This is a genomic window from Corynebacterium casei LMG S-19264 (genome assembly GCF_000550785.1).
Classification (GTDB): domain Bacteria; phylum Actinomycetota; class Actinomycetes; order Mycobacteriales; family Mycobacteriaceae; genus Corynebacterium; species Corynebacterium casei.
Genome location: NZ_CP004350.1, coordinates 2,827,032 through 2,851,377 on the forward strand (window position 1 = coordinate 2,827,032; position 24,346 = coordinate 2,851,377).

General features: G+C 57.1%; 22 protein-coding genes. 8 read left to right on the plus strand and 14 right to left on the minus strand.

What is annotated here, in order from left to right; translation table 11 throughout:
• Nucleotides 1-96 precede the first annotated feature (96 nt).
• Both CCASEI_RS12905 and CCASEI_RS12910 read left to right on the plus strand, forming a co-directional pair.
• Nucleotides 97-1,161 (plus strand): LLM class flavin-dependent oxidoreductase, encoded by a 1,065-nt coding sequence (locus CCASEI_RS12905; protein ID WP_006822592.1) that lies wholly within the window; start codon nt 97-99, stop codon nt 1,159-1,161.
• A gap of 21 nt (nt 1,162-1,182) precedes the next feature.
• Nucleotides 1,183-2,427, plus strand: coding sequence for a hypothetical protein (locus CCASEI_RS12910; protein WP_051461219.1), 1,245 nt, complete (start codon nt 1,183-1,185; stop codon nt 2,425-2,427).
• Here the strand turns inward: CCASEI_RS12910 and CCASEI_RS12915 are convergent.
• Nucleotides 2,377-3,192, minus strand: a complete 816-nt coding sequence (locus CCASEI_RS12915; RefSeq protein ID WP_025388210.1) for a carbon-nitrogen hydrolase family protein — start codon at nt 3,190-3,192, stop codon at nt 2,377-2,379. The genes CCASEI_RS12910 and CCASEI_RS12915 overlap by 51 nt on opposite strands.
• Nucleotides 3,193-3,286: 94 nt before the next feature.
• On the opposite strand from CCASEI_RS12915, the gene CCASEI_RS12920 reads away from it, so the two are divergent.
• A complete protein-coding gene (locus CCASEI_RS12920; protein ID WP_006822589.1) occupies nt 3,287-3,568 on the plus strand; it encodes a hypothetical protein in 282 nt (93 codons plus the stop codon).
• Complete coding sequence (locus tag CCASEI_RS12925) at nt 3,565-4,692, plus strand: alpha/beta hydrolase (RefSeq protein WP_006822588.1); 1,128 nt, start codon at nt 3,565-3,567, stop codon at nt 4,690-4,692. Before CCASEI_RS12920 ends, CCASEI_RS12925 begins: the two co-directional genes overlap by 4 nt.
• A gap of 7 nt (nt 4,693-4,699) precedes the next feature.
• Here CCASEI_RS12925 and exaC read toward each other — a convergent pair whose 3' ends face one another.
• The 7 genes from exaC to dnaK form a co-directional block, all read right to left on the minus strand.
• The gene (gene exaC, locus CCASEI_RS12930; protein WP_006822587.1) at nt 4,700-6,220 is read right to left on the minus strand and encodes an acetaldehyde dehydrogenase ExaC; all 1,521 of its coding nucleotides are present in this window, start codon (nt 6,218-6,220) and stop codon (nt 4,700-4,702) included.
• 175 nt (nt 6,221-6,395) lie between these two features.
• Nucleotides 6,396-6,605: a PspC domain-containing protein gene (locus CCASEI_RS12935; RefSeq protein ID WP_006822586.1), complete on the minus strand. Its 210-nt coding sequence runs from the start codon at nt 6,603-6,605 to the stop codon at nt 6,396-6,398.
• A gap of 6 nt (nt 6,606-6,611) precedes the next feature.
• Nucleotides 6,612-7,175, minus strand: coding sequence for a hypothetical protein (locus CCASEI_RS14850; RefSeq protein WP_035095121.1), 564 nt, complete (start codon nt 7,173-7,175; stop codon nt 6,612-6,614).
• Between the two features lie 449 nt (nt 7,176-7,624).
• Complete coding sequence (locus CCASEI_RS12940; RefSeq protein ID WP_006822584.1) at nt 7,625-8,026, minus strand: heat shock protein transcriptional repressor HspR; 402 nt, start codon at nt 8,024-8,026, stop codon at nt 7,625-7,627.
• Between the two features lie 11 nt (nt 8,027-8,037).
• Nucleotides 8,038-9,216 (minus strand): molecular chaperone DnaJ, encoded by a 1,179-nt coding sequence (gene dnaJ, locus CCASEI_RS12945; RefSeq protein WP_006822583.1) that lies wholly within the window; start codon nt 9,214-9,216, stop codon nt 8,038-8,040.
• Between the two features lie 121 nt (nt 9,217-9,337).
• The gene (grpE, locus tag CCASEI_RS12950) at nt 9,338-10,033 is read right to left on the minus strand and encodes a nucleotide exchange factor GrpE (RefSeq protein WP_025388211.1); all 696 of its coding nucleotides are present in this window, start codon (nt 10,031-10,033) and stop codon (nt 9,338-9,340) included.
• Entirely contained in the window at nt 10,033-11,907 is a 1,875-nt protein-coding gene (dnaK, locus tag CCASEI_RS12955; RefSeq protein WP_025388212.1) for a molecular chaperone DnaK, read from the minus strand. Before dnaK ends, grpE begins: the two co-directional genes overlap by 1 nt.
• A 662-nt stretch (nt 11,908-12,569) precedes the next feature.
• Here dnaK and CCASEI_RS12960 point away from each other — a divergent pair.
• A complete protein-coding gene (locus tag CCASEI_RS12960; RefSeq protein WP_025388213.1) occupies nt 12,570-16,028 on the plus strand; it encodes a bifunctional proline dehydrogenase/L-glutamate gamma-semialdehyde dehydrogenase in 3,459 nt (1,152 codons plus the stop codon).
• On the opposite strand, the gene CCASEI_RS12965 is transcribed toward CCASEI_RS12960, so the two are convergent.
• From CCASEI_RS12965 to CCASEI_RS12985, 5 genes are read right to left on the minus strand one after another with little or no spacing between them, the layout of a single operon-like run.
• Nucleotides 16,025-17,275: an AI-2E family transporter gene (locus tag CCASEI_RS12965; protein ID WP_025388214.1), complete on the minus strand. Its 1,251-nt coding sequence runs from the start codon at nt 17,273-17,275 to the stop codon at nt 16,025-16,027. The two genes, CCASEI_RS12960 and CCASEI_RS12965, sit on opposite strands and share 4 nt — an antisense overlap.
• Nucleotides 17,275-17,916 (minus strand): nucleosidase, encoded by a 642-nt coding sequence (locus CCASEI_RS12970; protein ID WP_025388215.1) that lies wholly within the window; start codon nt 17,914-17,916, stop codon nt 17,275-17,277. Before CCASEI_RS12970 ends, CCASEI_RS12965 begins: the two co-directional genes overlap by 1 nt.
• Nucleotides 17,917-17,926: 10 nt before the next feature.
• Nucleotides 17,927-19,195: a sulfate adenylyltransferase subunit 1 gene (locus CCASEI_RS12975; RefSeq protein WP_025388216.1), complete on the minus strand. Its 1,269-nt coding sequence runs from the start codon at nt 19,193-19,195 to the stop codon at nt 17,927-17,929.
• Entirely contained in the window at nt 19,195-20,097 is a 903-nt protein-coding gene (gene cysD, locus CCASEI_RS12980; protein WP_025388217.1) for a sulfate adenylyltransferase subunit CysD, read from the minus strand. The genes CCASEI_RS12975 and cysD overlap by 1 nt, the downstream gene beginning before the upstream one ends.
• Before the next feature lie 25 nt (nt 20,098-20,122).
• The gene (locus tag CCASEI_RS12985; protein ID WP_025388218.1) at nt 20,123-20,899 is read right to left on the minus strand and encodes a phosphoadenylyl-sulfate reductase; all 777 of its coding nucleotides are present in this window, start codon (nt 20,897-20,899) and stop codon (nt 20,123-20,125) included.
• Between the two features lie 149 nt (nt 20,900-21,048).
• Between CCASEI_RS12985 and CCASEI_RS12990 the strand changes: the two genes are divergently transcribed.
• From CCASEI_RS12990 to CCASEI_RS13000, 3 genes are read left to right on the plus strand one after another with little or no spacing between them, the layout of a single operon-like run.
• Nucleotides 21,049-21,384, plus strand: a complete 336-nt coding sequence (locus tag CCASEI_RS12990; protein ID WP_006822572.1) for a hypothetical protein — start codon at nt 21,049-21,051, stop codon at nt 21,382-21,384.
• 4 nt (nt 21,385-21,388) lie between these two features.
• Nucleotides 21,389-21,946, plus strand: coding sequence for a DUF1707 SHOCT-like domain-containing protein (locus CCASEI_RS12995; protein ID WP_006822571.1), 558 nt, complete (start codon nt 21,389-21,391; stop codon nt 21,944-21,946).
• Nucleotides 21,947-21,964: 18 nt separating this feature from the next.
• Nucleotides 21,965-23,194, plus strand: a complete 1,230-nt coding sequence (locus CCASEI_RS13000) for a pyridoxal phosphate-dependent aminotransferase (RefSeq protein WP_025388219.1) — start codon at nt 21,965-21,967, stop codon at nt 23,192-23,194.
• Here the strand turns inward: CCASEI_RS13000 and CCASEI_RS13005 are convergent.
• Nucleotides 23,178-24,341 (minus strand): hypothetical protein, encoded by a 1,164-nt coding sequence (locus tag CCASEI_RS13005; RefSeq protein WP_025388220.1) that lies wholly within the window; start codon nt 24,339-24,341, stop codon nt 23,178-23,180. The genes CCASEI_RS13000 and CCASEI_RS13005 overlap by 17 nt on opposite strands.
• Between the last annotated feature and the right edge of the window lie 5 nt (nt 24,342-24,346).

The following is a 24,346-nucleotide window of genomic DNA, read 5'->3' on the forward strand; positions in this document are numbered from 1 at the left end:
GGGCACGCATAAGCTGTGCCACACAAGGCAAATCGGCGAGAGAAATCACTTCAACATTTAAGTGACAAATCAACAATCTGAGGTAGACTGCACGCTATGAAATCATTTGGCTTTTTAAGTTTCGGTCACTACGCACTAGGCAACAACAAACCTAACGCCGCTGACATGGCGAAGATCCACCTTGAGTTGGCAAAGAACGCTGATGAGATTGGCGTAAACAACGCATCTTTCCGCGTGCACCACTTTGTGCCACAGGCAGCCGCACCCATGCCTCTGTTGGGTGCGATTGCTGGCTCCACCAAGCACATTGAGGTGGGCACCGGCGTTATTGATATGCGTTATGAAAATCCTCTGTACCTCGCGGAAGAGATTACGTCTTTAGACCAGATCGCGGAAGGCCGAATTGCTTTGGGTCTATCCCGTGGCGCGCCGGAGGCCGCTGACCGCGGTTGGGAGGCTTTCGGTTATAAGGCTGAAGCGCCCAACGGTGCGGATTTAGCGCGCGCGAACTTCCTGCGCTTAATGGATGCGCTGGATGGCCACGGCATGACCACGGCAGCGCCTTTGGAGCGCCAATACCCAAACATGTACCAGCCGGGCATTCCGCTGCCCGTGTTCCCACACTCCCCTGGCGTACGCCAGCGCATTTTCTACGGCTCCGGCACCCACGCCTCTGCGGAGCAGGCAGCGCAAGACGGCGTGAACCTGATGTCTTCGACGCTGGTCTCTGAAACCTCCGGTGAAACCCTGGGCGATGTGCAGGTGGAACAGATTCGCCGCTACCGCGCCGCATGGAAGGAAGCCGGCCATGAGTGGACCCCACGCGTGAGCGTTTCACGTTCCATCTTCCCGATTGTGGATGACGCCGACCGCCGCATGTTTGGCCTGCACAAGACCAGCACTGACCAGATGGGCATGCTGCCTGAGGCCGGCGCTGCCATCTTTGGCCGCACCTACGCCGATGAACCGGACGTACTCATCGAACAACTCAAGGCCGACCCAGCGGTGATGGAGGCAGACAGCCTGCTCATTGCCATCCCAACCGGCATGGGCGTGGATGTGAACACGAAGATTCTGCAGAACTTCGCCGAGCACGTCGCCCCTGCCCTGGGCTGGATTCCAAACACGCAAGGCCGTCCTTCCGGTTACCCGATTGACTAATTCCTTGTACGATCGATCGGCGTGACAGGCACATCTTCTTTGACCACGTTGTGGGAGCTCGCCGACGCTTTGCGTGAGGCTGATGAGCGTTACCGCGACGTTGTGCATGAGCAGCTGTTTAGCCGAATTTTTGAAGCCCGGCAAGTCTTTGCGCCGGCGCGCGCGTCACGGCATGTGGACTTAACCGTGGCTATCGCCTGGGCCCTGGAAAATCCTGCCCCCAAGGTGGATGCGCTGGTGGCACAGCTGGGCCGGGACCATCGCCGTTTGGGTTTTCCGCCGGAGGTCTATGACACTTTCGCGCAGTGTTTGATTGATGGCTTGGGTTTGTTTGAGCTTTCGCCTGAGCTTGCCGGTACCGCCGCGACTCGGCTGCGCAGCATCTGCACCATCATGAAAGATGAGGCCACCAAGGCTGATTGGGAAGGTATTCCGCCGGCGCATACGGCGACGGTGGCAGCGGTGGAACGGCCCAACCGCAAGACCGCCGTGGTGCGCCTGGAGTCCGCATTTCCCATGGATTTTGAACCCGGCCAGTCCATCCCAGTGACCACCGCGCACCTGCCCGGAACGTGGCGACTACTAACGCCAGCCAATATTTCCGATCACACCGCGCAACTGTTTTTCCACGTCACCGACGCCGGTGACGCCTCCACCATGTTGACCTTGGCGCACCCCGGTGACATGTGGACTTTGGGTACTGCGCGCGGGAAGTTCCCGGAGGATATTGATGTCAGTTTCTTGGGGGCATCGGCAAGTAGCCCTGACCTGTATATCTGCTACGGCACGGGCTGGGCAGCGGTGCGTTCCTTCTTGTTGGGCAAAATTGCTGCCGATGACTCCACCCCAGTCGCCGTGCTCGCACACGCTGATAGCCCCGGCGCACATTATGACCTGCTCTTTCAACACAACCTGCAGGAACTTGCGCCGGAGATTTCCATCCAGCACACCGTAAGCCGCGCGAAAGACCCGCTACTTTTTGGCACCACGCAGGTCTTTCCTGAGCACACGCCCGTGCCGGAGATGGCCGTGGTCGACAACCCAGCGCGCGTGGCGCTGGAAGCGTTAGTGTCCAACCCGCAGGCCTTTCGGCGCTGCGTGCTGGTTGGCCCCGCCGATGAAGTCACCGAAGGCGCCGGCATTTTAAACCTCGGCCTCGCACGCGCAGGCATCGTCGACGGTGTTATTGAAACCCACCCCTGGGGCGAGGGGCGTTTAACTCAAAGCCTCAAGTACGGGCAGAGTTTTCCGGGTCTTGGTAACTAGCTCCGGATCAATATCGGCGTAGATGATCTCTTCCTCATATCCTGCCTCCGCGAGACGTTCTGCGGTGGGGCTGACAATAACGGAGTGGCCAATACCGGTTGGCCCGGATGCTTCACCAGCCTTATCATTGCCGCCGGGACGAGCCTGACCAGCACAGATGACATAGGCGGTCGAATCTAGCGCGCGGGTGGCAGACAACAAGCGCCACTGGTCACGCTTTTCGGGGCCATCCGCCCAGCTGGTTGGCACCACGATGACTTCTGCACCCTGTCGTGCGAGCGCCTTGAACTGCTCCGGGAAGCGCACGTCATAGCAAATAGCGACACCGATGGTCACACCGTCTAGTTCAAAAGTAACCAGCTCATTGCCGGGTTTCACGGTGTCGGATTCGCGGTAATTGAAGGCGTCATAGGTGTGGATTTTGTTGTAACCCAAGTGCACGCCCGGCCCCGTAATCAGCGCGGTGTTGTACACGCGGTTGATGCTCTTGCCATCTTTGTCCACGCTATCGGCGGGACGGAACATGCCGGCGACAACCGTGACGCCGAGTTCTTCCGCGTGGGTTTTTAGCTGCGTGGCAAAGTCCCCATCTAGCTCCTCGGCGTTCACATCCAAGCGGCCTGAGGCGAAGGACTGCGCGGTGGCTTCCGGGAGAACAATCAGCTGCGCGCCTTGACCCGCGGCGGTAGAAATGAGCTCCTTGGCGCTCGCGAGATTCTCCGCAATGTCTCCGCCGGATACAAATTGCACAGCTGCTACCTTCATGTTTGCCTTTCTTCGCGCATTTGAGGGAAGTTATCCACAAGCTAGTAGTGCCCACCCTAGACGCGGCGCGTGGGCGGGCGCAATGATTACTCACATGACAATTTTATTTAATAACCACAGTGAAAACCTTGTCCATGACTATCTTGATCACGCCACGTCGTGCGCGCTCGCGCAGGAGATTAGCCAAGTAGCACACAGCCTCGCCCCCGGCTCACTGACAGCCGCGGCATTATCGCGCGCCGTGGGCTCCTGGTCCGGTGCGATAGCCCAATCCAATGGCGCAACCTCTGAGCAACTGCGCTCTGTTGCCTCAATGTTAACCGCCCTGCGCAATGAGGATGATGGGTTGGCCGCCCAGTTGGGCAGGATTCTATGACTCTGCAGAGCACTTCAATGTTTGCCGCCGCCACCGCATTGCGCCAACATTCTGCTGCCACGCTGAACTTGCAGGATGAATCCCACGGGTACCAGCGCGCAATCATCGACGCCGGTTTTGAGGGTGAGAGCCTGCGGTTGGCGGTGCGGAATGTGGAGGAGGAAGCAGCAAGCTTAAGCGAACCAGCCATGCGCATGTCCCTGGCGTCTGGTGTCTTGGAATCTTTTGCCACACTGCAGCAACGTGTGGAGAATCTGGGTTCGATAGGTTTCGCGGAGACGCTCATGGGTGAGCTAGGTGCACTGGGCAAGGCTTTGGATTGGGCGTGCGCGCGCAGCATCGATGCTTTGTGTACACCCCTTGCAGCGCCACCGCCAAAGCGCCTGGATGACTTCGGCGAGCTGCCCATTGATGCGATTCATGAGCTCAACATGGCCCAAGCGCCACCGCAGATACGCCAGCTTGGCGATGCCAACCCGGACCTCTACCTACTCGAAGTCAGCGAGGAGACCATGGTGGCGATCATTGACCCCGATGATGTGGTGACGTGGCCCAGTTCGGTGACCACGTTTATTGATGGCGTGGGCTCATCGGATGAGGGACGTTGGCCCACCACGATTGAGCGTTCACGCTCTATTGCACAGGCCACCGGCGGGGTGACTGCATTGTGGCTGGGCTATAAGGCGCCAGAAAATCTCACGCGCGCGGTCCATTCCGCCCCTGCTGAGGCCGCCGGTGGAGAGCTCGCCCGCTTTCAACGCAGCCTAGGCGCACATTTTCCTGCGGCCAAAAAGATTGTTGCCGGGTATTCCTATGGCTCAGTGGTCACAGGCTATGCCGCGCGCGAAGGGCTGGACGCCGATGAGCTGGTGTTGGTGGGCAGCCCCGGAACTGGGGTGCGACATGTCTCCCAGCTGGGCTTTGATGGCCCGGTGACCGCCGTGACCAATGATGGCGACCCTATTTCTTTTACCGGCGGCAATTATTTTGGCGCGCACGGAGTGGACCCGACCGCGCCACTGTTTGGTGCGCGGCCCTTCCCCACCAGGACAAAAGGAACTCACTCTTCCTATTGGACTGACCCGGTATTTTTGAAAGGACTGCGCACCATTGCTCAGCGTTAATACCTGATTAGAACAGACCTGCTGGCTTCTCAGAGTAAGAGACCAGCATGTTCTTGGTTTCTTGGTAGTGAGACATCATCATCAGGTGGTTCTCACGGCCAAGTCCCGACTCCTTGTAGCCACCAAAAGCGGAGTGCGCTGGGTAGACGTGGTAGTGGTTAACCCACACACGTCCTGCCTGGATGTCACGGCCGGCACGGTACGCGGTGTTTTGACCACGAGTCCAGACACCGCCACCGAGACCAAAGTTGGTTTCATTAGCGATCTTGATGGCCTCGTCATAATCCTTGAACGTTGCCACTGCCAAGACTGGGCCGAAAATCTCATCGCGGAAGATCTGCATGTCATTGCTGCCGCGGAAGACGGTTGGCTCAATGTAGTAACCGTTTTCCAAGCCATCAATCTTGTTGATGCCACCACCGATAAGGGTCTCTGCCCCTTCTGCTGGGCCAATTTCCAGGTAGGACTTGATCTTGTCCATCTGCTCCACGGATGCCTGCGCGCCCATCATGGTTTCAGTATCCAATGGGTTACCAATCTTGATAGCCTTCACGCGCTCAATGGCAAGCTTGAGGAAGTCCTCGGCAATGTCTTCATGAATCAACGCACGTGATGGACAGGTACAGACCTCGCCCTGGTTCAGTGCGAACATCGTAAAGCCCTCAACACACTTCTCCAGGAAGTCATCGTCCTCATCCATGATGTCCTTGAAGAAGATGGACGGGGACTTACCGCCCAGCTCCAAGGTCACTGGAATGATGCGCTCGGCGGTGCTCTTGTTAATCATCTTGCCCACTGGGGTGGAACCGGTGAACGCAATCTTCTTGATGCGCTCATTCGCGGTCAGCGCCGCGCCGGCTTCCTCACCCAAGCCGTTGACGATGTTGAGCACACCCGCTGGCACAACATCCTTAATCTTTTCCATCAAGTACAAGATTGACGCTGGGGTCTGCTCAGCTGGCTTCATGACGATGCAGTTACCCGTTGCCAGTGCTGGCGCAATCTTCCAGGTTGCCATGAGGATTGGGAAGTTCCATGGAATGATCTGACCCACCACGCCGAGTGGCTCGTAAAAGTGGTACGCCACGGTGTCTTCATCAATCTGGGACAGGCGACCTTCCTGGGCACGCAGAACACCTGCGAAGTAGCGGAAGTGGTCTACCGCCAATGGGATATCGGCGGCGAGACACTCACGCACGGCCTTGCCGTTTTCCCAGGTCTCAGCAACCGCGATTTCTTCCAGGTTCTCTTCGATGATGTCAGCGATGCGCAGCAGCACCAAAGAACGCTCCGCTGCTGAGGTCTTGCCCCAGGTTTCAAAAGCCTTCTCAGCGGCATCAACTGCCTTGTCAATGTCCGACGCCTTACCGCGCGCGACCTGGCAGAATACTTCACCAGTGACCGGGCTGATGTTGTCCATGTATTCACCGTCAACTGGTGCGACCCACTCGCCCCCGATGAAGTTGTCGTAGCGTTCGCGATAGTTAACGATTGAGCCTTCAGTGCCAGGTTGTGCATAAACAGTCATGATTAGCCTCTCTTCGAATGCGCACACCCCAACAGCCTCAGTAATGCGCGCCCCATTATGGAATCAACATGAACCAAGTCACGTTTGCCACCATGCTAATACATGCTCATTGTTTAAGCTACGAAATTAACAAGACACCCGTCATTGGGGTGAGCTTTTCCGAATGCGCCACTGACTATGAGCGCTCGCCCTCAACCAACTCTGCTTTCTCTGGGTAAGTAAGCCAAACCCACAAGTAAGCCGCAATCATGGGGGCTCCAAACACGAGACCCAGAACAAACCAAAATCGAATCAAGTTCGGATCCGTATCCCGCCGATCTGCGATACCGGAACACACGCCGCCCAGCATCTTTCCCTCGGAAAGTAGGTAGTGCTTCTGTTGCATTAATCATCACCTACAGCTGTATTCAAACGTGGAAATACCTACATTTGAAGAGAAAGGATTAGAATTTGCCACGATTCCAAGGCATTTATTTCTATGAGTAGCACGCAATGCATCGTGTGCTAATCTCGCCCATGCCAGCGCCAATGCCACTCCGATCACCCCACCAGATACACCGGCAACGGCCAACCAGGGCAACGCAGCCAATCCTCCTGCTCCAGTTACCGCTCCAGTAGAGCGGGTTTCATTCCATGAAAGACGAATTGTAGTCTGTTCCCACCCCCAGTCTACCTCGGGGTCTGCAGTAATAGGATATTCAAAGCTCGAATTATGATCGACTGTTTGCACTAACGAATTACCTTCAATCTTGAGATCCGTTCTGATATCTTCTCCCGAAGCATCTACGGCCCAAGGCTGTTCCACGGTTGCGAGCAGATCGCCGTTCTTAAAGATACCGTATATAGATGAACTTCCATCGTTAAATGGAAGCACTTCAGCACCCTCTGGCAGATCAAGCGGGAATTCAAATCGCTTAGGTGCCTCCGGGGACTCGATATGGATGAGTGTTTGCATTCCGCTTGCAGTTACATTGCTCTCGTACGAGTGATTTGACGCAACTGAGGTTACGGAATGCGCAGAAATAGCCGAGGCCGCTCCGACAGACCAACCCAGGGTAAACTTTGCCCCCTGCTCGGACTTACCTGTCGCTGTAGCGGTACGAGCATTCGCGCTCGGAGCATGGACATGAAAGGATACTGCGAGTACAAAGATTGTGATTAGAGCTATAGCGGCTCTGGTAAAAACAGACTCCGAAGTTTCAATGGTTCCCCCTAGAGACAAAGTGCGAGTATTTTATGGGCCCTTAAACCCATTTCAACGCTAAACCGAATATCCATATTTTGCACTACAAAACCGGAAAGTAGCCCTCTATTGCTCACCGTAGTGGACTTTTCGAAGTAGTCACCTGGTTCGTAATCAAGTTCTAAAAGGATTTTAGAAAATTCATCTCTAATATTGAACCATCAATTATCGCTGTAGCGTCGGCGGCGCGGCTTCCACATCACCACGGATGTTGACCGCGGTACGTGGACTAGCTCGCCGCCACGCTGGCCGCGGGATTGCGCCTGCGAACTACGCACGGCGTGCAGCTCCTGTGCCAGCGCGTCGCGCTCTTCGCGCAGCCGATCGCGTTCTTCAGTCAACTCAATAATCGCTTTGATGCCGGCTAGGTTCACACCGTCTTCTTGAGACAGCTCTTGAATCTTGCGCAGTAGCTTAATATCGCGGTCTGAATAGCGGCGTCCGCCACCGGAGGTGCGCTCCGGGGTCACCAAACCAAGGCGGTCATAGGTGCGCAGTGTCTGCGCGTGCATGCCGGCGCGTTCGGCGGCGACGGAGATGACGTATAGGGTTTTCTCGCTCATGCTCACACCTCCTACGCATTCCCAGCCCAACCAGCACGGGGATTGAAACCGGATTCCTTTTCAGCTTGCGCATAGGTGCGCAAGGCTGACGATGCCGCCGCGTCCAAGTTCGTTGGAACCTTCACCTGGACTGTGACCATGAGGTCACCGGCGGTGCCGCCGCGCTTTGGAACGCCACGACCACGCACACGCAGGGTGCGGCCATCGGGAGTGCCCGCTGGCACCTTGACGCGCACTGGCGCATCCAGGGTTGGCACGTTGATGGTGTCACCCAAGGTCAACTCCGCGAAGCTTACCGGCACGGTCACGTGCAGGTCATCGCCCTCACGGGTAAAGACCTTGTCTTCTTTGACCTTGACTTTGACGAACAAGTCACCCGATGGCGTGCCATTCGGCCCGGCCTCACCTTGACCCGCAAGACGAACCTTTTGGCCATCGATAACACCAGCCGGGATACGCACCGTGATGGAGCGGGTGCGGTGGACAGTGCCCTGGCCCTTGCAATCATCACAAGGATCAGACACCGCACGGCCGGAACCGCCACAGTTGGTACATGGGCTGGAGAAAGCAAACGCACCGCGGTTTTCGCTGGCAAAGCCAGTACCGCCACAGTTAGAACAGGTGGTGGTCTTGCCCGACTTTGAACCGGAGCCATGACAGGTAGTACATGGCGCCTCACCGGAGAGCTGCAGCGGGATGGTGGTCCCCTTGGCAGCTTCGCGGAATTCGAGGGTTACTTCGGTTTCGACGTCCGCCCCGCGCGACGGCCGAGCTGAGCGGCCGCTACCGCCACTGCGGTTGAAAACGCTACCGAAGATATCCCCAAAGCCACCGCTATCGCTTTGTCCAGTCGTCCTGTTTCCGAAGATGTCGGAGAGGTCGAAGTCTTCTTGCGTCGACCGAAACCCGCCGGGAAAGCCGGCGGCTCCTGACCTTCCGAAACCGCCAGAGCGAACCATCTTGCGGAAGTTGTCATACTCCTTGCGCTCATCAGGATCAGACAAGGTGTCATACGCTTCGGCCGCTCGCTTGAAGCGGTCTAGTGCCTCAGGATTATCCGGATTGGTATCCGGGTGGTTCTCACGAGCTAGCTTGCGGTAGCTGCGCTTGATTTCATCTGCAGATGCGGATGAGGAGACCCCCAGATCCGCATAGTAATCCTTGTCTGCCCATTCAGGTTTTGCGCTCACTGGGCATCTCCTCCTTTCATAGAAGTGGGAAAGTAATCATTGCTTAATTCTTAATACTGCCATTAGCAACAGTAAGGGCGTCAGAGATTGTGTAACTACTCCCTGACGCCCTTCATGCCTGCTAGCTTTCTGACTCAGATGACTCCGGGTCAGCGATAATGACCATGGCATTGCGCACAAGCTTGTCGCCCACGCGGTAGCCGCGGCGAAGAACGGTACCAACTACCTGCTCTCCACCGGAGGACAGATCCTGTACTGCTTCGTGGATCTCCGGGTCAAACGCGTCACCTTCAGCGCCGAAAGCCTCTAGCTTCTGGCCCTCCAAGGTAGAGGTGAGCTTGTCAGCAATCGCCTTGAGCGGGCTATCCTTGAGGTCTCCGTGCTGGCGAGCCAGCTCCAAGTCATCCAAGATTGGCAACAATGCTGCCAATACCTGGCTCTTGGCTGCTTCAATTACTGCCTGGCGGTCACGCTCGGTGCGGCGGCGGTAATTGGTGTACTCAGCGTTGAGGCGTTGCAGATCCTCGGTGCGCTCAGCGAGCTGCGCCTCGATATCCGAAACCTCGCCATCACCGTCAGCGTCAGGGTCGACGTTGGACAGGGTTTCTTCGATCTCAACTTCTACCTCTGGATCCAGCTCCGGGCTAAACTGCGCTTCGCCGTCGGCAGCTGCTTCAAAGTTCTCATCCTTGACTGCATCTGCCTGGGCTTTCGAAGCCTCCTCTGCCGCTGCCTCAGCACGGTCTGCAGAGGTTGCCTCAGGGTCAGTCTGCTCTGGGTCGCCGGGGTTCTCTGGCATTCCGTTTGGCTGAGTCATTACTTATCGCCGTCCTTGTTCTCTGAAGCATCAGCCTCAGGGTTCTGTGCAGCGTCATCTTCGTCTACGACCTCAGCGTCAACAACGTTAGGGTCAGCGGACTCGGCGCCAGCGCCAGCCTCTGCACCTTCAGCAGCCTGTGCTTCGTAGATCTGCTTGCCCATTTCCTGAGATTCGGTGGACAGCTTCTCAACAGCGGACTTGATTGCTTCGATGTCGTCGCCCTTGAGAGCTTCATCGACAGCATCTGCTGCTTCGGTGACCTTGGTCTTGGTTGCTTCGTCGACCTTGTCGGAGTTCTCTTCCAAGAACTTGCGGGTCTGGTAAGCGGTGTTCTCCGCGTTGTTGCGGGTCTCCTGCTCTTCACGACGCTTCTTGTCTTCTTCAGCGTGTGCTTCCGCATCCTTAACCATACGGTCGATCTCTTCCTGGGAAAGACCGGAACCGTCCTGGATCTTGATGGTGTTTTCCTTGCCGGTGCCCTTGTCCTTTGCGGAAACGGAAACAATGCCGTTTGCGTCAATGTCGAAGGTGACCTCAATCTGAGGCATACCGCGAGGAGCTGGCGCGATGCCGCCGAGCTCGAAGGAACCGAGCAGCTTGTTTGCGGAAGCCATCTCGCGCTCACCCTGGAAGACCTGAATCTGTACGGAAGGCTGGTTGTCTTCCGCGGTGGTGAAGGTTTCAGACTTCTTGGTTGGGATGGTGGTGTTGCGCTCAATCAGCTTGGTCATCACGCCACCCTTGGTTTCAATACCAAGAGACAGTGGGGTGACATCCAGCAGCAGAACGTCCTTAACTTCACCGCGCAGGACACCAGCCTGAAGTGCTGCACCTACTGCAACTACCTCGTCAGGGTTAACGCCCTTGTTTGGCTCGCGGCCGGTCAATTCCTTAACCAGGTCGGAGACAGCTGGCATACGGGTGGAGCCACCGACCAGAACAACGTGGTCAACATCGCCGACGGACATTTCTGCGTCCTTGATGACCTGGTTGAATGGGCTCTTGGTGCGGTCCAGCAGGTCCTGGGTGATGCGCTGGAACTCGGTGCGGGACAGGGTCTCATCCAAGAACAGCGGGTTCTTGTCTGCGTCAACGGTGATGTAAGGCAGGTTGATGTTTGCCTGCTGGGAGGAAGACAGTTCGATCTTTGCCTTCTCTGCTGCCTCGCGCAGACGCTGCAGGGCCATCTTGTCCTTGGTCAGGTCGATGCTGTTGGAGGACTTGAACTTCTCTACCAACCAGTCAACAACGCGCTGGTCCCAGTCATCGCCACCGAGGGCGTTGTCACCAGCGGTTGCCATGACTTCCACGACGCCGTCGCCGATTTCCAGCAAGGATACGTCGAAGGTACCGCCACCAAGGTCGAAGACCAGAATGGTCTGTTCCTTGTCGCCCTTTTCTAGGCCGTAAGCAAGTGCTGCCGCGGTTGGCTCGTTAACAATACGCAGAACGTTAAGGCCTGCAATCTGGCCGGCTTCCTTGGTTGCCTGACGCTGTGCGTCCTCAAAATATGCAGGAACGGTAATAACTGCATCGGTAACGTCTTCGCCCAAGTAGGACTCTGCGTCGCGCTTGAGCTTCATCAAGGTGCGTGCGGAGATTTCCTGGGAGGTGTACTTCTTATCATCAATATCTACGGTCCAGTCAGTACCAATGTGGCGCTTGACGGAGCGGATGGTGCGGTCAACGTTGGTGACCGCCTGGTTCTTAGCAGACTGGCCTACGAGGATTTCGCCGTTCTTTGCAAAAGCAACAACAGATGGGGTGGTACGTGCACCCTCTGAGTTGGCAATAACAGTTGCCTCGCCACCTTCCAGTACAGATACAACCGAGTTGGTGGTACCGAGGTCAATACCTACTGCGCGTCCCATAGTTTTGTTCTCCTTCTAGCTTCGGGTTTCATTTAAGTTGATTGCCTGTGACTCAATCCTTAATGAGCTACTCGCCCACAATAACAGATGATTGCAATTCCTCGCATCATTCCTGAGCGTTGGTCACTCAACTACTACAACGGCACATCTTCCAAAGTTGTTCCCGCCAAACTCAACTTTTTTCAATTTTCTTTAAACTGCCAGGTAGCAGCGTTAAAAATTTCGTAGAGCTGTAACCATTACAAGTACATAGCAGCTTGTCGACACTCCCCTCCACCACCCTCGAAACACACAAACGCATAAAGTGACCCCAAAACTTCACCGAAGTGAAGCGGGGGCCGCTCGAGTTTAGCTAGACGCTTGTTGCATCCTGCGGCGAAGCATGAAAGCTCCGAAGCCCAAGTCCGAACTTTTCTATACACTGGGCATAAAGATGGAGCACTAATTACATGCGCCGATTTTATTGATATACCTCACAGATGTATTATTGCCGCAAATATACAGTTTCCTTGTGTTAGGGGTGAGAGTTGAACGCAGAGCTCGTGCGTAAGCGCCGTTCCAGTGACCGTCCGCCGGTCAGCTGTTGAGATAGTCCTCGATGCTTTGTTTTCATCCATCTCCAGGTCTGATGTTGGCCTGCCCTTTTGTAGAGGAATTTATCAATGACTACTGCTGCACATACCCGTTTGCCGGAATCAGATGATGTTGAAGCTGTTGTAGACGCAGCCGTCCAGCGCGCACGCACCTGGTTGTCTGCCGCTGAAGGTGAGCATGATAAGTCCACCGAGCAGCTAGCTGACCTGCTGCGCGATGAAGATGGTGTTGCATTCACCATGGACTTCGTGGACCGCGTGATGCGCCCGGAAGATGACAAGGTGGCAGCGGATGCGCTGCAGGCCATCACTAAGAAATTTGATCCGTCCTTCCTCGGCCGCATTAACGGCTCCTTGGTGGGACTGGGTGGATTCTTCGGGCCCATCCTTCCTAACCTGGTCATGCCGTTGGCGCGTTTGCGCATGCGGCAGATGGTTGGCCACTTGGTGCTAGATGCTGAATCCGACAAGTTGAACAAGACCCTGGCAAAAGCGGCGGAGTCCGGTGAGCAACTCAACCTGAACCTGCTTGGTGAGGCTGTGCTGGGTGAAGATGAAGCCCGCTCCCGTGCGGAGCGCACACTGGCGCTTATCCGCAACCCGTTGGTTACTTATGTGTCCGTGAAGGCTTCCTCCATGGTGGCGCAGCTGAACCCGTGGGATATTGAAGGCTCGTTGAAGCGTCTCAAGGAGCGGTTGCTGCCGCTATATGATGAAGCAGTTAAGCGCTCCCCCAGCGTATTCATCAACTTGGACATGGAGGAATACCACGACCTGCACCTGACCATCCGCCTGTTCAAGGAGCTGTTGGCAGACCCGAAGTTCAAGGACCTTGAGGCCGGTATCGTTCTGCAGGCCTACCTGCCGGATACTTTTGACAGCCTGGTGGAGCTCGCTGAGTTTGCCAAGGAACGCGTTGCTGCAGGTGGTGCGCCAATCAAGATTCGCTTTGTAAAAGGCGCGAACCTGTCCATGGAGCACGTCCAGGGCGAGGTGCACGGCTGGCCGGTTGCAACGTATCTGACCAAAGATGAGGTGGACTCGAACTACTACCGTCTGCTGGACTTCATTCTGCGCCCCGAGTACCAAGATTCGGTGCGCATTGGCGTGGCAACCCACAACCTGTACACCGCGGGTCTGGCCTATGAGCTGGGCAAGAAGCGCGGCGTGTTGTCCATGATGGACTCGGAGATGCTGCAGGGCATGTCCCCATCGCAGCAGGCAGCAGTGCGTGAGATGTTCGGCCGCCAGATTCTTTACACCCCGGTTGTGCACATGGAAGACTTCGATGTCGCCGTGTCCTACCTGGTGCGCCGTTTGGAAGAGAACTCCGCGGAGCAAAATTTCCTCTACGCGCTGTTCGCGCCGGATGTTGCAGGTGACGAGCACCTGACGCCGTTGCAGAAGCAGGAAAAGGTCTTTCGCGAAGCAGTTGCTAACCGATGGGACGCTTTCGCCGGCCCACGCCGCACTCAGAACCGTTTGGAAGAAGAAAGCGGCCGTCAGGCTGCCAAGATTGGCCGCTTTGTTAATGAGCCAGATACTGACCCGGCGCTGGAGCCAAACCGCGCGTGGGCGTTGGAGGCGTTGGCGAATGATCCTGGTGAGCACGGCATTGAGGAAGTCACTGAGGTAGACACCGTGAACGCGGCGGTGGCTAAGGCACAGGAGTTGGGTGCGCAGTGGGGCGCAAAGCCTGGCGATGAACGCGCGCAGGTCCTAGAAGCCATTGGTGATGAGATTGCGCGCAACCGCGGCAAGCTGGTCAGCGTTGCAGCTTATGAGGCGAATAAGACTGTCACGCAGACTGACCCAGAGATTTCTGAGGCCATTGACTTCTGTGTCTACTACGCGCATTCCGCGCGTGCCCTGGAAACGGCGCGCTCTGAATTCACCCCGCACCAGGTCACCGTGGTGACCCCACCGTGGAACTTCCCTATCGCTATTCCAACCGGCGGCATGATGGCTGCATTGGCGGCGGGCTCCGCTGTGATTATCAAGCCAGCGCCGCAGGTCGTGCACTGTGCCAAGGCCGTGGTGGAAGCAATTCACACAGGGCTTGAGGCAAAGGGCCTGGATAAGGATTTGGTGCAGCTGGTCTACACCGATGAAGGCGATGCCGGCAAGGCGTTGATGTCCCGTGAGGATGTAGACAATGTCATTCTCACCGGCGCTTCCGATACTGGTCAGCTCTTCCGCTCCTGGCGTCCAGAGATGAACCTGTCGGCGGAGACCTCCGGAAAGAATGCACTGATCATTACCCCGGCGGCGGACCCAGACTTGGCCATCGCGGACCTCTATGACTCAGCGTTTGGTCACTCGGGTCAGAAGTGTTCGGCGGCATCCTTGGTCATCTTCGTCGGCGCTGCGGGCGATTCGGATCGTCTGCGTAACCAACTGCTGGATGCCGTGCGCACCCTAAAGGTCGGACCGGGTTATGAAATTGAAACCACCATGAACGGCCTGGCAGAAGCGCCAAGCGATAAGCTGCTGCGCGGTCTGACCCAGCTGGAGCCGGGCGAGAAGTGGCTGATTAAGCCAGAAAAGCTCAACGAGGAAGGCACCCTGTGGTCCCCGGGCGTTCGCGATAACGTTCAGCCTGGTTCCTGGTACCACCTCAACGAGTGCTTTGGTCCAGTCCTAGGCATCATGCATGCGGAGACTCTGGAAGAGGCAGTCGAGTGGCAGAACTCCACGGGCTTTGGTCTGACCGGTGGTATTCATTCGCTTAATGATGATGAGCTGCGCTATTGGATCGACAATGTCGAGGTCGGCAACGCTTATGTCAACCGCGGTATTACCGGTGCGATTGTGCAGCGTCAGTCCTTCGGCGGCTGGAAGAAGTCCGTGATGGGACCAGGCGCGAAGGCGGGCGGCCCGAACTACGTGGCGCAGTTCGGTTCCTGGGCAGATTCTGAACTCAGCCCGCTGGACGTGGACATCACTCCGAAGATCACCACGGCGTTGCGTGCGCTGACGGATCGTGCGGAGTCCAAGCTGGGCGAAGAGGACATCGCGTGGCTGTGGCGCGCAGCCGAGCTGGACCAGCTGGCGTGGCAGTCGGAGTTTGGCCGCGAGCATGACCGGACCGGACTTATCGCCGAGGCCAACGTCTTCCGCTACCGCCCGCTGCTGGATGTTCTGCGTATCCGCGTGACCGAGGGCTATAAGCTGCGTGACGTGGTGCGCCAGAAGTTGGCTGCGCTAATTACTGGCGCAGAGATCCGTATTTCTGCTCCGGCAGAAATTGCAGCGCAGCTTTCTGATGCCGGCATTCGCGTCCACACCCAGGACGTTAAGGAGTTTGCGGCAGAGGTGACACATGCAGAATCGGCCCGAATTCGCGCTATTGGCGAAGTCGAGCCGGAGGTGTACGAGGCCGCGGTCAAGTCCAACTCGGTGGTCTTGGCGCAGCCCGTGCTTGCCGATGGCCGCCGCGAACTTCTTCCTTACCTACTCGAGCAGGCGGTCACCGTGACCATGCACCGTTTCGGAATCATCCGCACGGTGGCAGGTATTGAGCGTTAAGAGCTCATAGCTTCGTAGAGTTTACGCACCCGAGCGCGTGGTGAATCCTCAGGATTATCACCCGCCTCGCCGGTGCGTATTTCTATGTCTTCAGGTGTTATCTCCCTCGCGCGCAGCGCGACCATTTCAGCGTGGTAGCGGAAGAGCACGGCGATGGTCGCAGCCACTGGCACGGCCAGGAATGCGCCAACAATGCCGGCGAGCGCAGAACCAATAGTGACCGAGAGCAACACGATTGCTGCGTGTAGGCCCATGGCCTTGGACTGCAGGATTGGCTGCAGCACGTTGCCTTCGACCTGCTGCACAATCAAAATCAGTGCCAGCACCAGCAAGGCATTGGTAATGCCGTTGGACACCAACGCAATGACAACCGCCAAAGCACCTGCGGTTACCGCACCGATGATTGGGATGAAGCCGGCGAAGAAAGTGATCACGGCCAGCACGAAGGCCAATGGTACTTGCAGCACCCACAAACCCAAGCCAATAAACAAGGCATCCACGAATGCCACGGCTGCCTGCGCCTGGATAAAGCCAGACAGAGTCTTCCACACTCGGGTGAACAGCTCGGTGACATGCCAACCGATGGAAGCACCGGTGTACTTGCGCAGCCACGGCAGGAAGTTATCGCCGTCTTTCAAGATGAAGAAAGAGATAATAAACATCACGAAGACGGTGACCAAGATTGAGGAAGCCGCCGAAGCACCGGAAATAACACCCGATGCAATTGAAGACATCTGGCCCTGCAGAAAACTGGTTGCTTCCTTGATTAGCTGATCAATCTGCGTGGCATCGATATTAAACGGCAAGCTTTCAATCATCTTCAAAAGCTCATCCACTCCACGTTCGGCTTGCTCCCAAAGCTGCGAACCCTGACGGGAGACCACCGGTCCCATTGCCGTGAACACGCCGACAATGATGAACAGCAGCCCCAGCAGTGTCGAAATCGCTGCCAGTGCCGGCGGGAACTTCCAGCTGCGCAGCTTCGCCGCGACCGGCGCGAGCACCGAGGAGAGCAGCAGCGCCAAGATAACTGGCAACAGCCCAACCCACACGAACTTCAGCAGCACCCCGGCCACGCCGAGTGCTGCCACGGTGACGATGAACCGCCACGACAAACTAGTGATAGCGCGGGCATCTTTGCCCATCACTACCGCTTTGTCATCGACAGCAGAATCTTCTTCTTTGATGTCTTGACCGAGTCCGTCTTGTTCTTCGGCGACTAATTCTTGGTTTTCTTTTTCCGTCATTATTCTTCCAATAATCCGAGTTCACCAAGCGCGTTAAACAGTTGACGCGCGCCCTTAGGAACCGCTTGTGCCCAGGCTTCTTCAGCGACCTCATCGGCCGAGTCGGAGATTTGCTTCAGCAAGGTTACCGGCACGCCAAACAGCGCGCAGGCTGCGGCAACCGCGTAGCCTTCCATATCGCACAGGCTAGATTCTTTGGCCAAACGCTCGCGGGTTTCGGAATCTCCCACAAACTGATCACCCGTAGCCAGGCCCGCGGTGGGAAGGCGTCCGGAGGTTTCGATAGCGATGGCATCGGGAAGTAAATACTGCGCAATACCAGAGTGGTCATCCAAGTGGAAGTCATGCTTGGTCACGCGGTTGACCTCATAAACCCCGGCCATGCCATCGCGCAGAGCTCCGGCGGTACCAACGTTGACAACGCGCGCTGGCAATGCCCCCTGCGCCTGCGCGCGCGCCAAGACGGTAGTCAATGAAATCGCCGCCGGTAGCGTACCGATTCCGGTAATGAGCAGCGGAACATCCTTCGGCAGCCGCTCGGCCTCACCGTGGACAGCTGCAACGAATAGCGTGCGGCCAGCTAGGCTCTCTCCGGAGACCAGCTGGCCAACATTGTATTGATCAATTGTGTGTTCACTCATGATCACAACACTAGCGCAGACGGTGACCAATCAGCCCGGCTGCAAGGGTATTTCCCGTCGATGGATCGATAAGCAAGAAGTTGCCCACCGCGCCGCGCGCTGCATAGTCCTCAACTGGGAGTTCTTCTGCAACTTCGATGGTGATGTGTGCGATGTCATTGAGCGTGACCTTTTCCGGCTCCAGCACATCATCTGCCACATTATCCAGGTCCAGGGAGCGTTCAATCGCGGTGATGCGTCCCTTGACCAGCTTGGTGCCGTAGCGAATCTTGTACATCGGTCCGACCTGCAGGTCCTTCTCGGTCAGCGCCACGACGGTTGCCGCGAAGGAGCGCACCGACTCCGGGCGTGCAGCACCGGAGATGAGGTCGCCGCGTGCCAGGTCGATGTCATCGGCCAAGCGCAAGGTTACAGAGTCGCCATGCGCAGCGCTTTCCGATGCCTCCGGACGGTCAATGTGCGTCACTGTCGTCGTGCGTCCACCCTCCAGATGCACGGTGTCACCCACCTTGACGGAGCCTGCCTCAATGCGTCCGGCGTAGCCACGGTAATCGGTGGCATGTTCGCGGATGACGTACTGAATTGGCAGACGGAAATCCAGGTCAGCGGCACGGCCGCGGTTGACTGGAAAGTCTTCGAGGACTTCGAGCACGGTGGGGCCGTCGTACCATGGCATGTTCGTGGAAGGCTCCACGACGTTGTCGCCGCGCAGCGCGGAGATTGGGACCACGTGGGTATCTTCGATGCCCAGCCGGTGAGCGGCTGCATTGAACTCGGTTTCAATCTCGCGGAATACGGACTCAGAGAAGTCCACCAGGTCAATCTTGTTCACTCCCAAAATCACGTGGCGCACACCCAACAGCGCTGCAACGTTGAGGTGGCGGCGGGTTTGTTCCACCACGCCGTGGCGGGCGTCGATGAGAACAACCACTACCTGGGAGGTGGACATACCGGTGACGGTATTGCGGGTGTACTGCACGTGGCCTGGAGTATCAGCCAGGATGAAGGTGCGCTTGTCCGTGGCGAAGTAGCGGTAAGCCACGTCGATGGTAATGCCCTGCTCGCGCTCGGCACGGAGGCCATCGACAAGAAGCGAAAGATCCAGGCCATCAAAGCCGCGGTCCTTCGAAGACTTCTCCATGGATTCTAGCTGGTCAGCCAGCACGGACTTGGTGTCGTGCAGAAGGCGGCCCACGAAGGTGGACTTGCCGTCATCAACGCTGCCGGCGGTGCACAGGCGCAGGGTTTCGCGGGTTTTTAGTGTTGCCACCGAGCTCATCAGAAATAGCCTTCCTTCTTGCGGTCTTCCATGGCAGATTCAGATAGCTTGTCATCGGCACGCGTTGCGCCGCGCTCTGACAGCGTGGAGATAGAAATCTCTGCCAAAATTTCATCCGGGGTGGTAGCAGTGGATTCCACAGCACCCGTGCAAGACATGTCGCCCACGGTGCGGTAGCGCACGGTCTTGAGTTCCAGGGTCTCGCCGTCCTTTGGCCCGCCCCAGTCACCTGGGGACAGCCACATGCCGTTGCGGTTAAACAGCTCGCGCTTGTGCGAGTAGTAGATATCCGGCAGGCGCAGCTCGCGCGCACCGATATACTCCCAGATATCTGCCTCAGTCCAGTTGGAGATGGGGAACACGCGAATGTTCTCACCGGCGAGCTTGCCGCCGTTGTACAGATCCCACAGCTCAGGGCGCTGACGGCGCGGATCCCAGCCACCGAAAGAGTCACGCACGGAAAAGATGCGCTCCTTCGCACGCGCACGCTCCTCATCACGGCGCGCGCCACCGAGGACGGCGTCATAGCCTCGCTCAGCAATAGTTTCTACCAGCGGTACCGACTGCAGCGGATTACGGGTGCCATCAGGGCGCTCCTGCAAATCCCCGCGGTCAATCCAATCCTGGACTTTAGCTACGTGCAGGCGCGCACCGGTTTCTTCCACCAGCTCATCACGGAACTGAATGACCTCTGGGAAGTTGTGTCCGGTATCAATGTGCACGAGTTCAAACGGCACGGTTTGCGGCGCAAATGCCCGGCGCGCGAGTTCAAAGACCACGCAGGAGTCTTTGCCGCCGGAGAAAAGCAGGCCTACCTTATCGAACTGGCCAGCCACTTCGCGCAGGATATGAATGGATTCATTCTCCAAGTCCTGCAGGTGTGGCGAGAGCGTATTAGTCATGAAAACAATGGTTCCTTTACTTAAATTATTCGTGCAGTCCGCATTCGGTTTTGCCACCGGCAAATACGCGGCCGGAACGGGCGTCGTCGCCTTCACCAACCGGGAACGTCACTGGTGCGCAGCCAATGGAACGGTAACCCTGCAAGGTCAGCGGGTGGATAACCAGGTCCTCATCCGCAATGTACTTATCGGTGGAGTCCAAGTCCCAGGTGATAATCGGGGAGATTTTCAACCGGCCGGTGCGGTCCAAGCTCAACGCAGGCGCGCTGGCGCGGTGTTCAGAATCTGCGCGGCGCAGGCCGGTTACCCAGCCAACGTACTCATCCATCGCCATGTTCAGCGGTTCCACCTTGCGCATCCGGTTGTAGGCGGCCAGGTCCCAGCTGTACATGCGTGGTCCGTAGACGGCGTCTTGTTCCTCAGGGCTCAGCAGAGGCTTAATGCGCTTTAAAGGCAGTTGTGGATAGCGCTTTTCCACAGCGTCGGCGGTTTCTAAGGTTTCCGGGAAGTGGAAGCCGGTATCGATGAATAACAAGTCCGCGTCCAGGCCGGCTTTCGCCGCCAGTTCCGCCAGCACGGTGTTTTCCATCGACATGGTCACCGCAATGCGCCCGGGCGCATGCTCGGCGGTCCATTCCATGATGTCGGTCGCGGAGGCATCGAAAAGCTTGTCTGCCCACTGCTCCACTAAAGCTTGGTTAGCTTCGGCAATGTCAGCCGCTAAAGGCGCGGTGTCACGCGTGCCTTCAGGGCTTAGCGATGCATCCTCAAATTCCTTGCCCGCATTTAATAGGTCTGTCATGCCCTTTACTCTAAGCGGCCGAGCCCGTTTGTTCATCCTGGTGGATTCATTAAGCCTTTAAGCGGGAGGTTTAGGAAGAATAAATATCTCGCCAAAGTGAAACGCTCGGTCTATTCTCTTAGACTAAGCGGTCTATTAAAGGAGTGTTTATGACACGCGTATCAATCATCGGCTCCGCTGCCACGAGCCTACAGACAGCAGAGCACCTCGTTAGAGCTGGCATGTCCGTGGACTTATTCACCGAAGAACCAGCCCCCTTCGGACTACTCAACAACTGCCCTGATGGCGGCACTTTAAGACTATTCGGAAACATCCGCATCGGCGTCGGTATCACCATGGATGAAATTCTCCACGACAACGCCGAAGCCCTCCTGCGCGCACGCGGAGTCGCATTCACCACCTGGAGCGGCGGCTGCCCCGAAAACCCCATTGACTGGGAAGTTGTTCACTTACGCGCGGGACAAGCGCCCGTCGTATACTTGTGAGGCAATGAATAACAAAGAAATCCGGTTATCGGACTCCGAACGCAATGACGCGATGAACCAGCTAGCCCGCGCCGTCGGCGAGGGCCGGTTAAGCGTGGAAGAATTCGAGCAGCGCTCCGACGACGTCATGCAAGCCCGCTACGGCCGCGACCTCCTCCCCGTGCTCCGGGACATTCCAGAAGTTCGCAATCAGGAGATTAAAGAGTTCTCGCGCGCGGACATCGAAAGACTGCGCGCGGATGGCCGGAAAACCCGCCTCGGCGTTGCCCTGATTACCTCCCTGGTCGGCCTGGCTGCGGGACCTTTCACCATTGCTGCCACCGGAGCTTCCTTCGCCGGTGTCGGCCTGGGCCTAGTATTTTTGCTTGCGGTGCCCACCATCTGGATTTTGCTGTACGTCATGAAAGTCGGCCCCGACTCCTGGCACACCCCGTCCCTGCGCAAACTAGAACGCGAACGCAAACGCGAAATCGAAGCCCAGCGCAAAGATAAATGGAGCCAAATCTCCGACGACGCCCTCGGAATCGCGCAACGCCAACTGTCAAGGTGGAACAAGAAGTAGTTGTGGCACAATATGTCCATGACTTCTCCACGACTTCGCATCCTTGACCAAGCCGACAAACTACGCAACGTCGCGTATGACATTCGCGGCGCGGTCTCAGCGGAGGCGGAGCGCATGGAAATGGACGGCAACCGCATCCTGCGCCTGGACACCGGCAACCCGGCTCTGTTCGGCTTCGATGCCCCTGATGTCATCATGCGCGATATGATTGCAGCACTGCCCACCGCGCAGGGTTATTCAACCTCCAAGGGAATTGTGTCCGCGCGCCGGGCAATCTACACCCGCTATGAGCTAGAAGACTTCCCGGCTTTTGATATAAATGATGTCTACCTCGGCAATGGTGTCTCCGAGCTCATCATGATGACGATGCAAGCATTGCTTTCCGATGACGATGAGGTCTTAATCCCCGCTCCCGACTACCCACTGTGGACTGCGGCAACCTCCCTGTCCGGCGGCACTCCCGTTCACTATCTCTGCGATGAGGAAGATGACTGGAATCCGTCCATCGAGGACATCGAATCCAAGATCACCGAGCGCACCAAAGCAATTGTTGTCATCAACCCGAACAACCCCACCGGTGCTGTGTACTCGCGTGAGGTGTTGGAAAAGATTGCTGCGGTAGCCCGCAAGCACTCCCTGCTGGTACTCGCTGATGAAATCTACGACCGCATCCTCTACGACGGCGTCAAGCACATCTCCATGGCATCACTCGTACCGGACTTGCTGTGCATTACCTACAACGGCCTGTCCAAGGCATACCGCGTGGCCGGCTACCGCGCCGGCTGGATGGTGCTGACAGGTCCAAAGAACCACGCCGAAGGCTTCATTGAGGGCCTCGACCTCATGGCCGGCACTCGCCTGTGCCCCAACGTGCCGGCACAGCACGCCATCCAGGTCGCACTCGGCGGCAAGCAGTCCATCTATGAGCTCACCGCAGAAACCGGCCGCCTGCACCAACAGCGCGACGCTGCTTTTGAAAAGCTCAACGAAATCCCCGGAGTCTCCGTCACCAAGGCCCAGGGCGCGCTCTATGCGTTCCCTCATCTGGACCCAAATGTCTATGAGATTCATGATGATTCCAAGCTCATGCTGGACATCCTGCGCTCCGAGAAAATCTTGATGGTTCAAGGCACCGGTTTTAACTGGCCGACCACCGACCACTTCCGTATTGTCACCCTCCCGTGGGCTTCTCAGTTGGAAGAGGCGATTGAACGCCTCGGCAACTTCTTGGTTAGTTATAAGCAGTAAAATTATCTGCCATATCGTGTGCTGTCCCGCGCCACCCTTCCCTAAACTGCGGGTTTGGGTTGTGGTGGATGGGACCCTCGGGCTCTTCTTGTAGTCCAGCCCAGCCGTCCTCGTCGCGCTCGATACGCCCGTTTCTTGGCGGCGCATTCGGATTATCGTCATTTTGCGCGTTGTGCGGTCCGCACAGGCTGACGGTGTTTTCCCAACTGGTTTCGCCGTTGTGGTAGCCCACGGAGCGAATGTGGTGCACCGCGCACAACATCGCCGGCAGATTACACGCTTCATGCGCGCACACCAGGTTTTCCATTATCACGCCCACCCGGTGCAGGCCTTTGGAAAATCTTTCATTGATAATCGGCGCGATGGTCTCCAAATGAGCCTTGCCGTCTTTGATGGTTGTCAGCGCCACATAGCCCGTCCCAGCAAGCTTTAAGTTCACTGCTTCTTCCAGCGGAATCTGCGCACCCGACAGGGTGTTTAAGTGCCCGCGCGCAATGTCCACGTTCGGGTCTCCGGAGAGAATGATCATCGGAGTGTAGGTTATATTCGTCTCGTCTACGCTATCGCTGGTTCCGTCCATCAGGCGCTTGATCACCCAGTTGGCTAACAGCTGGTCATATTGCAGCGCTGGGTTCTTTTTCATCGCTGTCTTAATAAACGGATCCGCCGCGGCCATAATCGCGCGCGCCTGGTCTGATTTAAACTTGCCCATCAAGTTCAACATGCCGTGTTCATCGGGCTGCTTGGCAAAGTTCAGCCGGCTAGTCCGCCGCGTGCTCGCTCCGCGTTCTACCTGCTCCAGCAACTTGCGCAGCCGCGCATCCGCCTGGTGCAACGTCGAGCCCTCACAGGCTTTGAGCATGCGGGTAAGGACCGCGGGGACATCGTTAAGCCGTGCGTCCACCTTGCCAATGGACTTCGAGACCAGGATCAACATGTCCAAGCTCAAGCCCAGCTTGGCCGCCACCTTGCCGCGCGGCTGAATGCGCTTGTACATCCGCTTCAGCTCATTGACCTCGCGCTCGGTAATACCGTCACGGCGCGCAATTCGGCTGGACTGCAAGCTTCCCGCCTGCCGATGAAACGCCAACAACACATCCCACCCACTCGCCTTCGCGGCGAGGTATGAAGAATATGCGTTAGTCATGAATC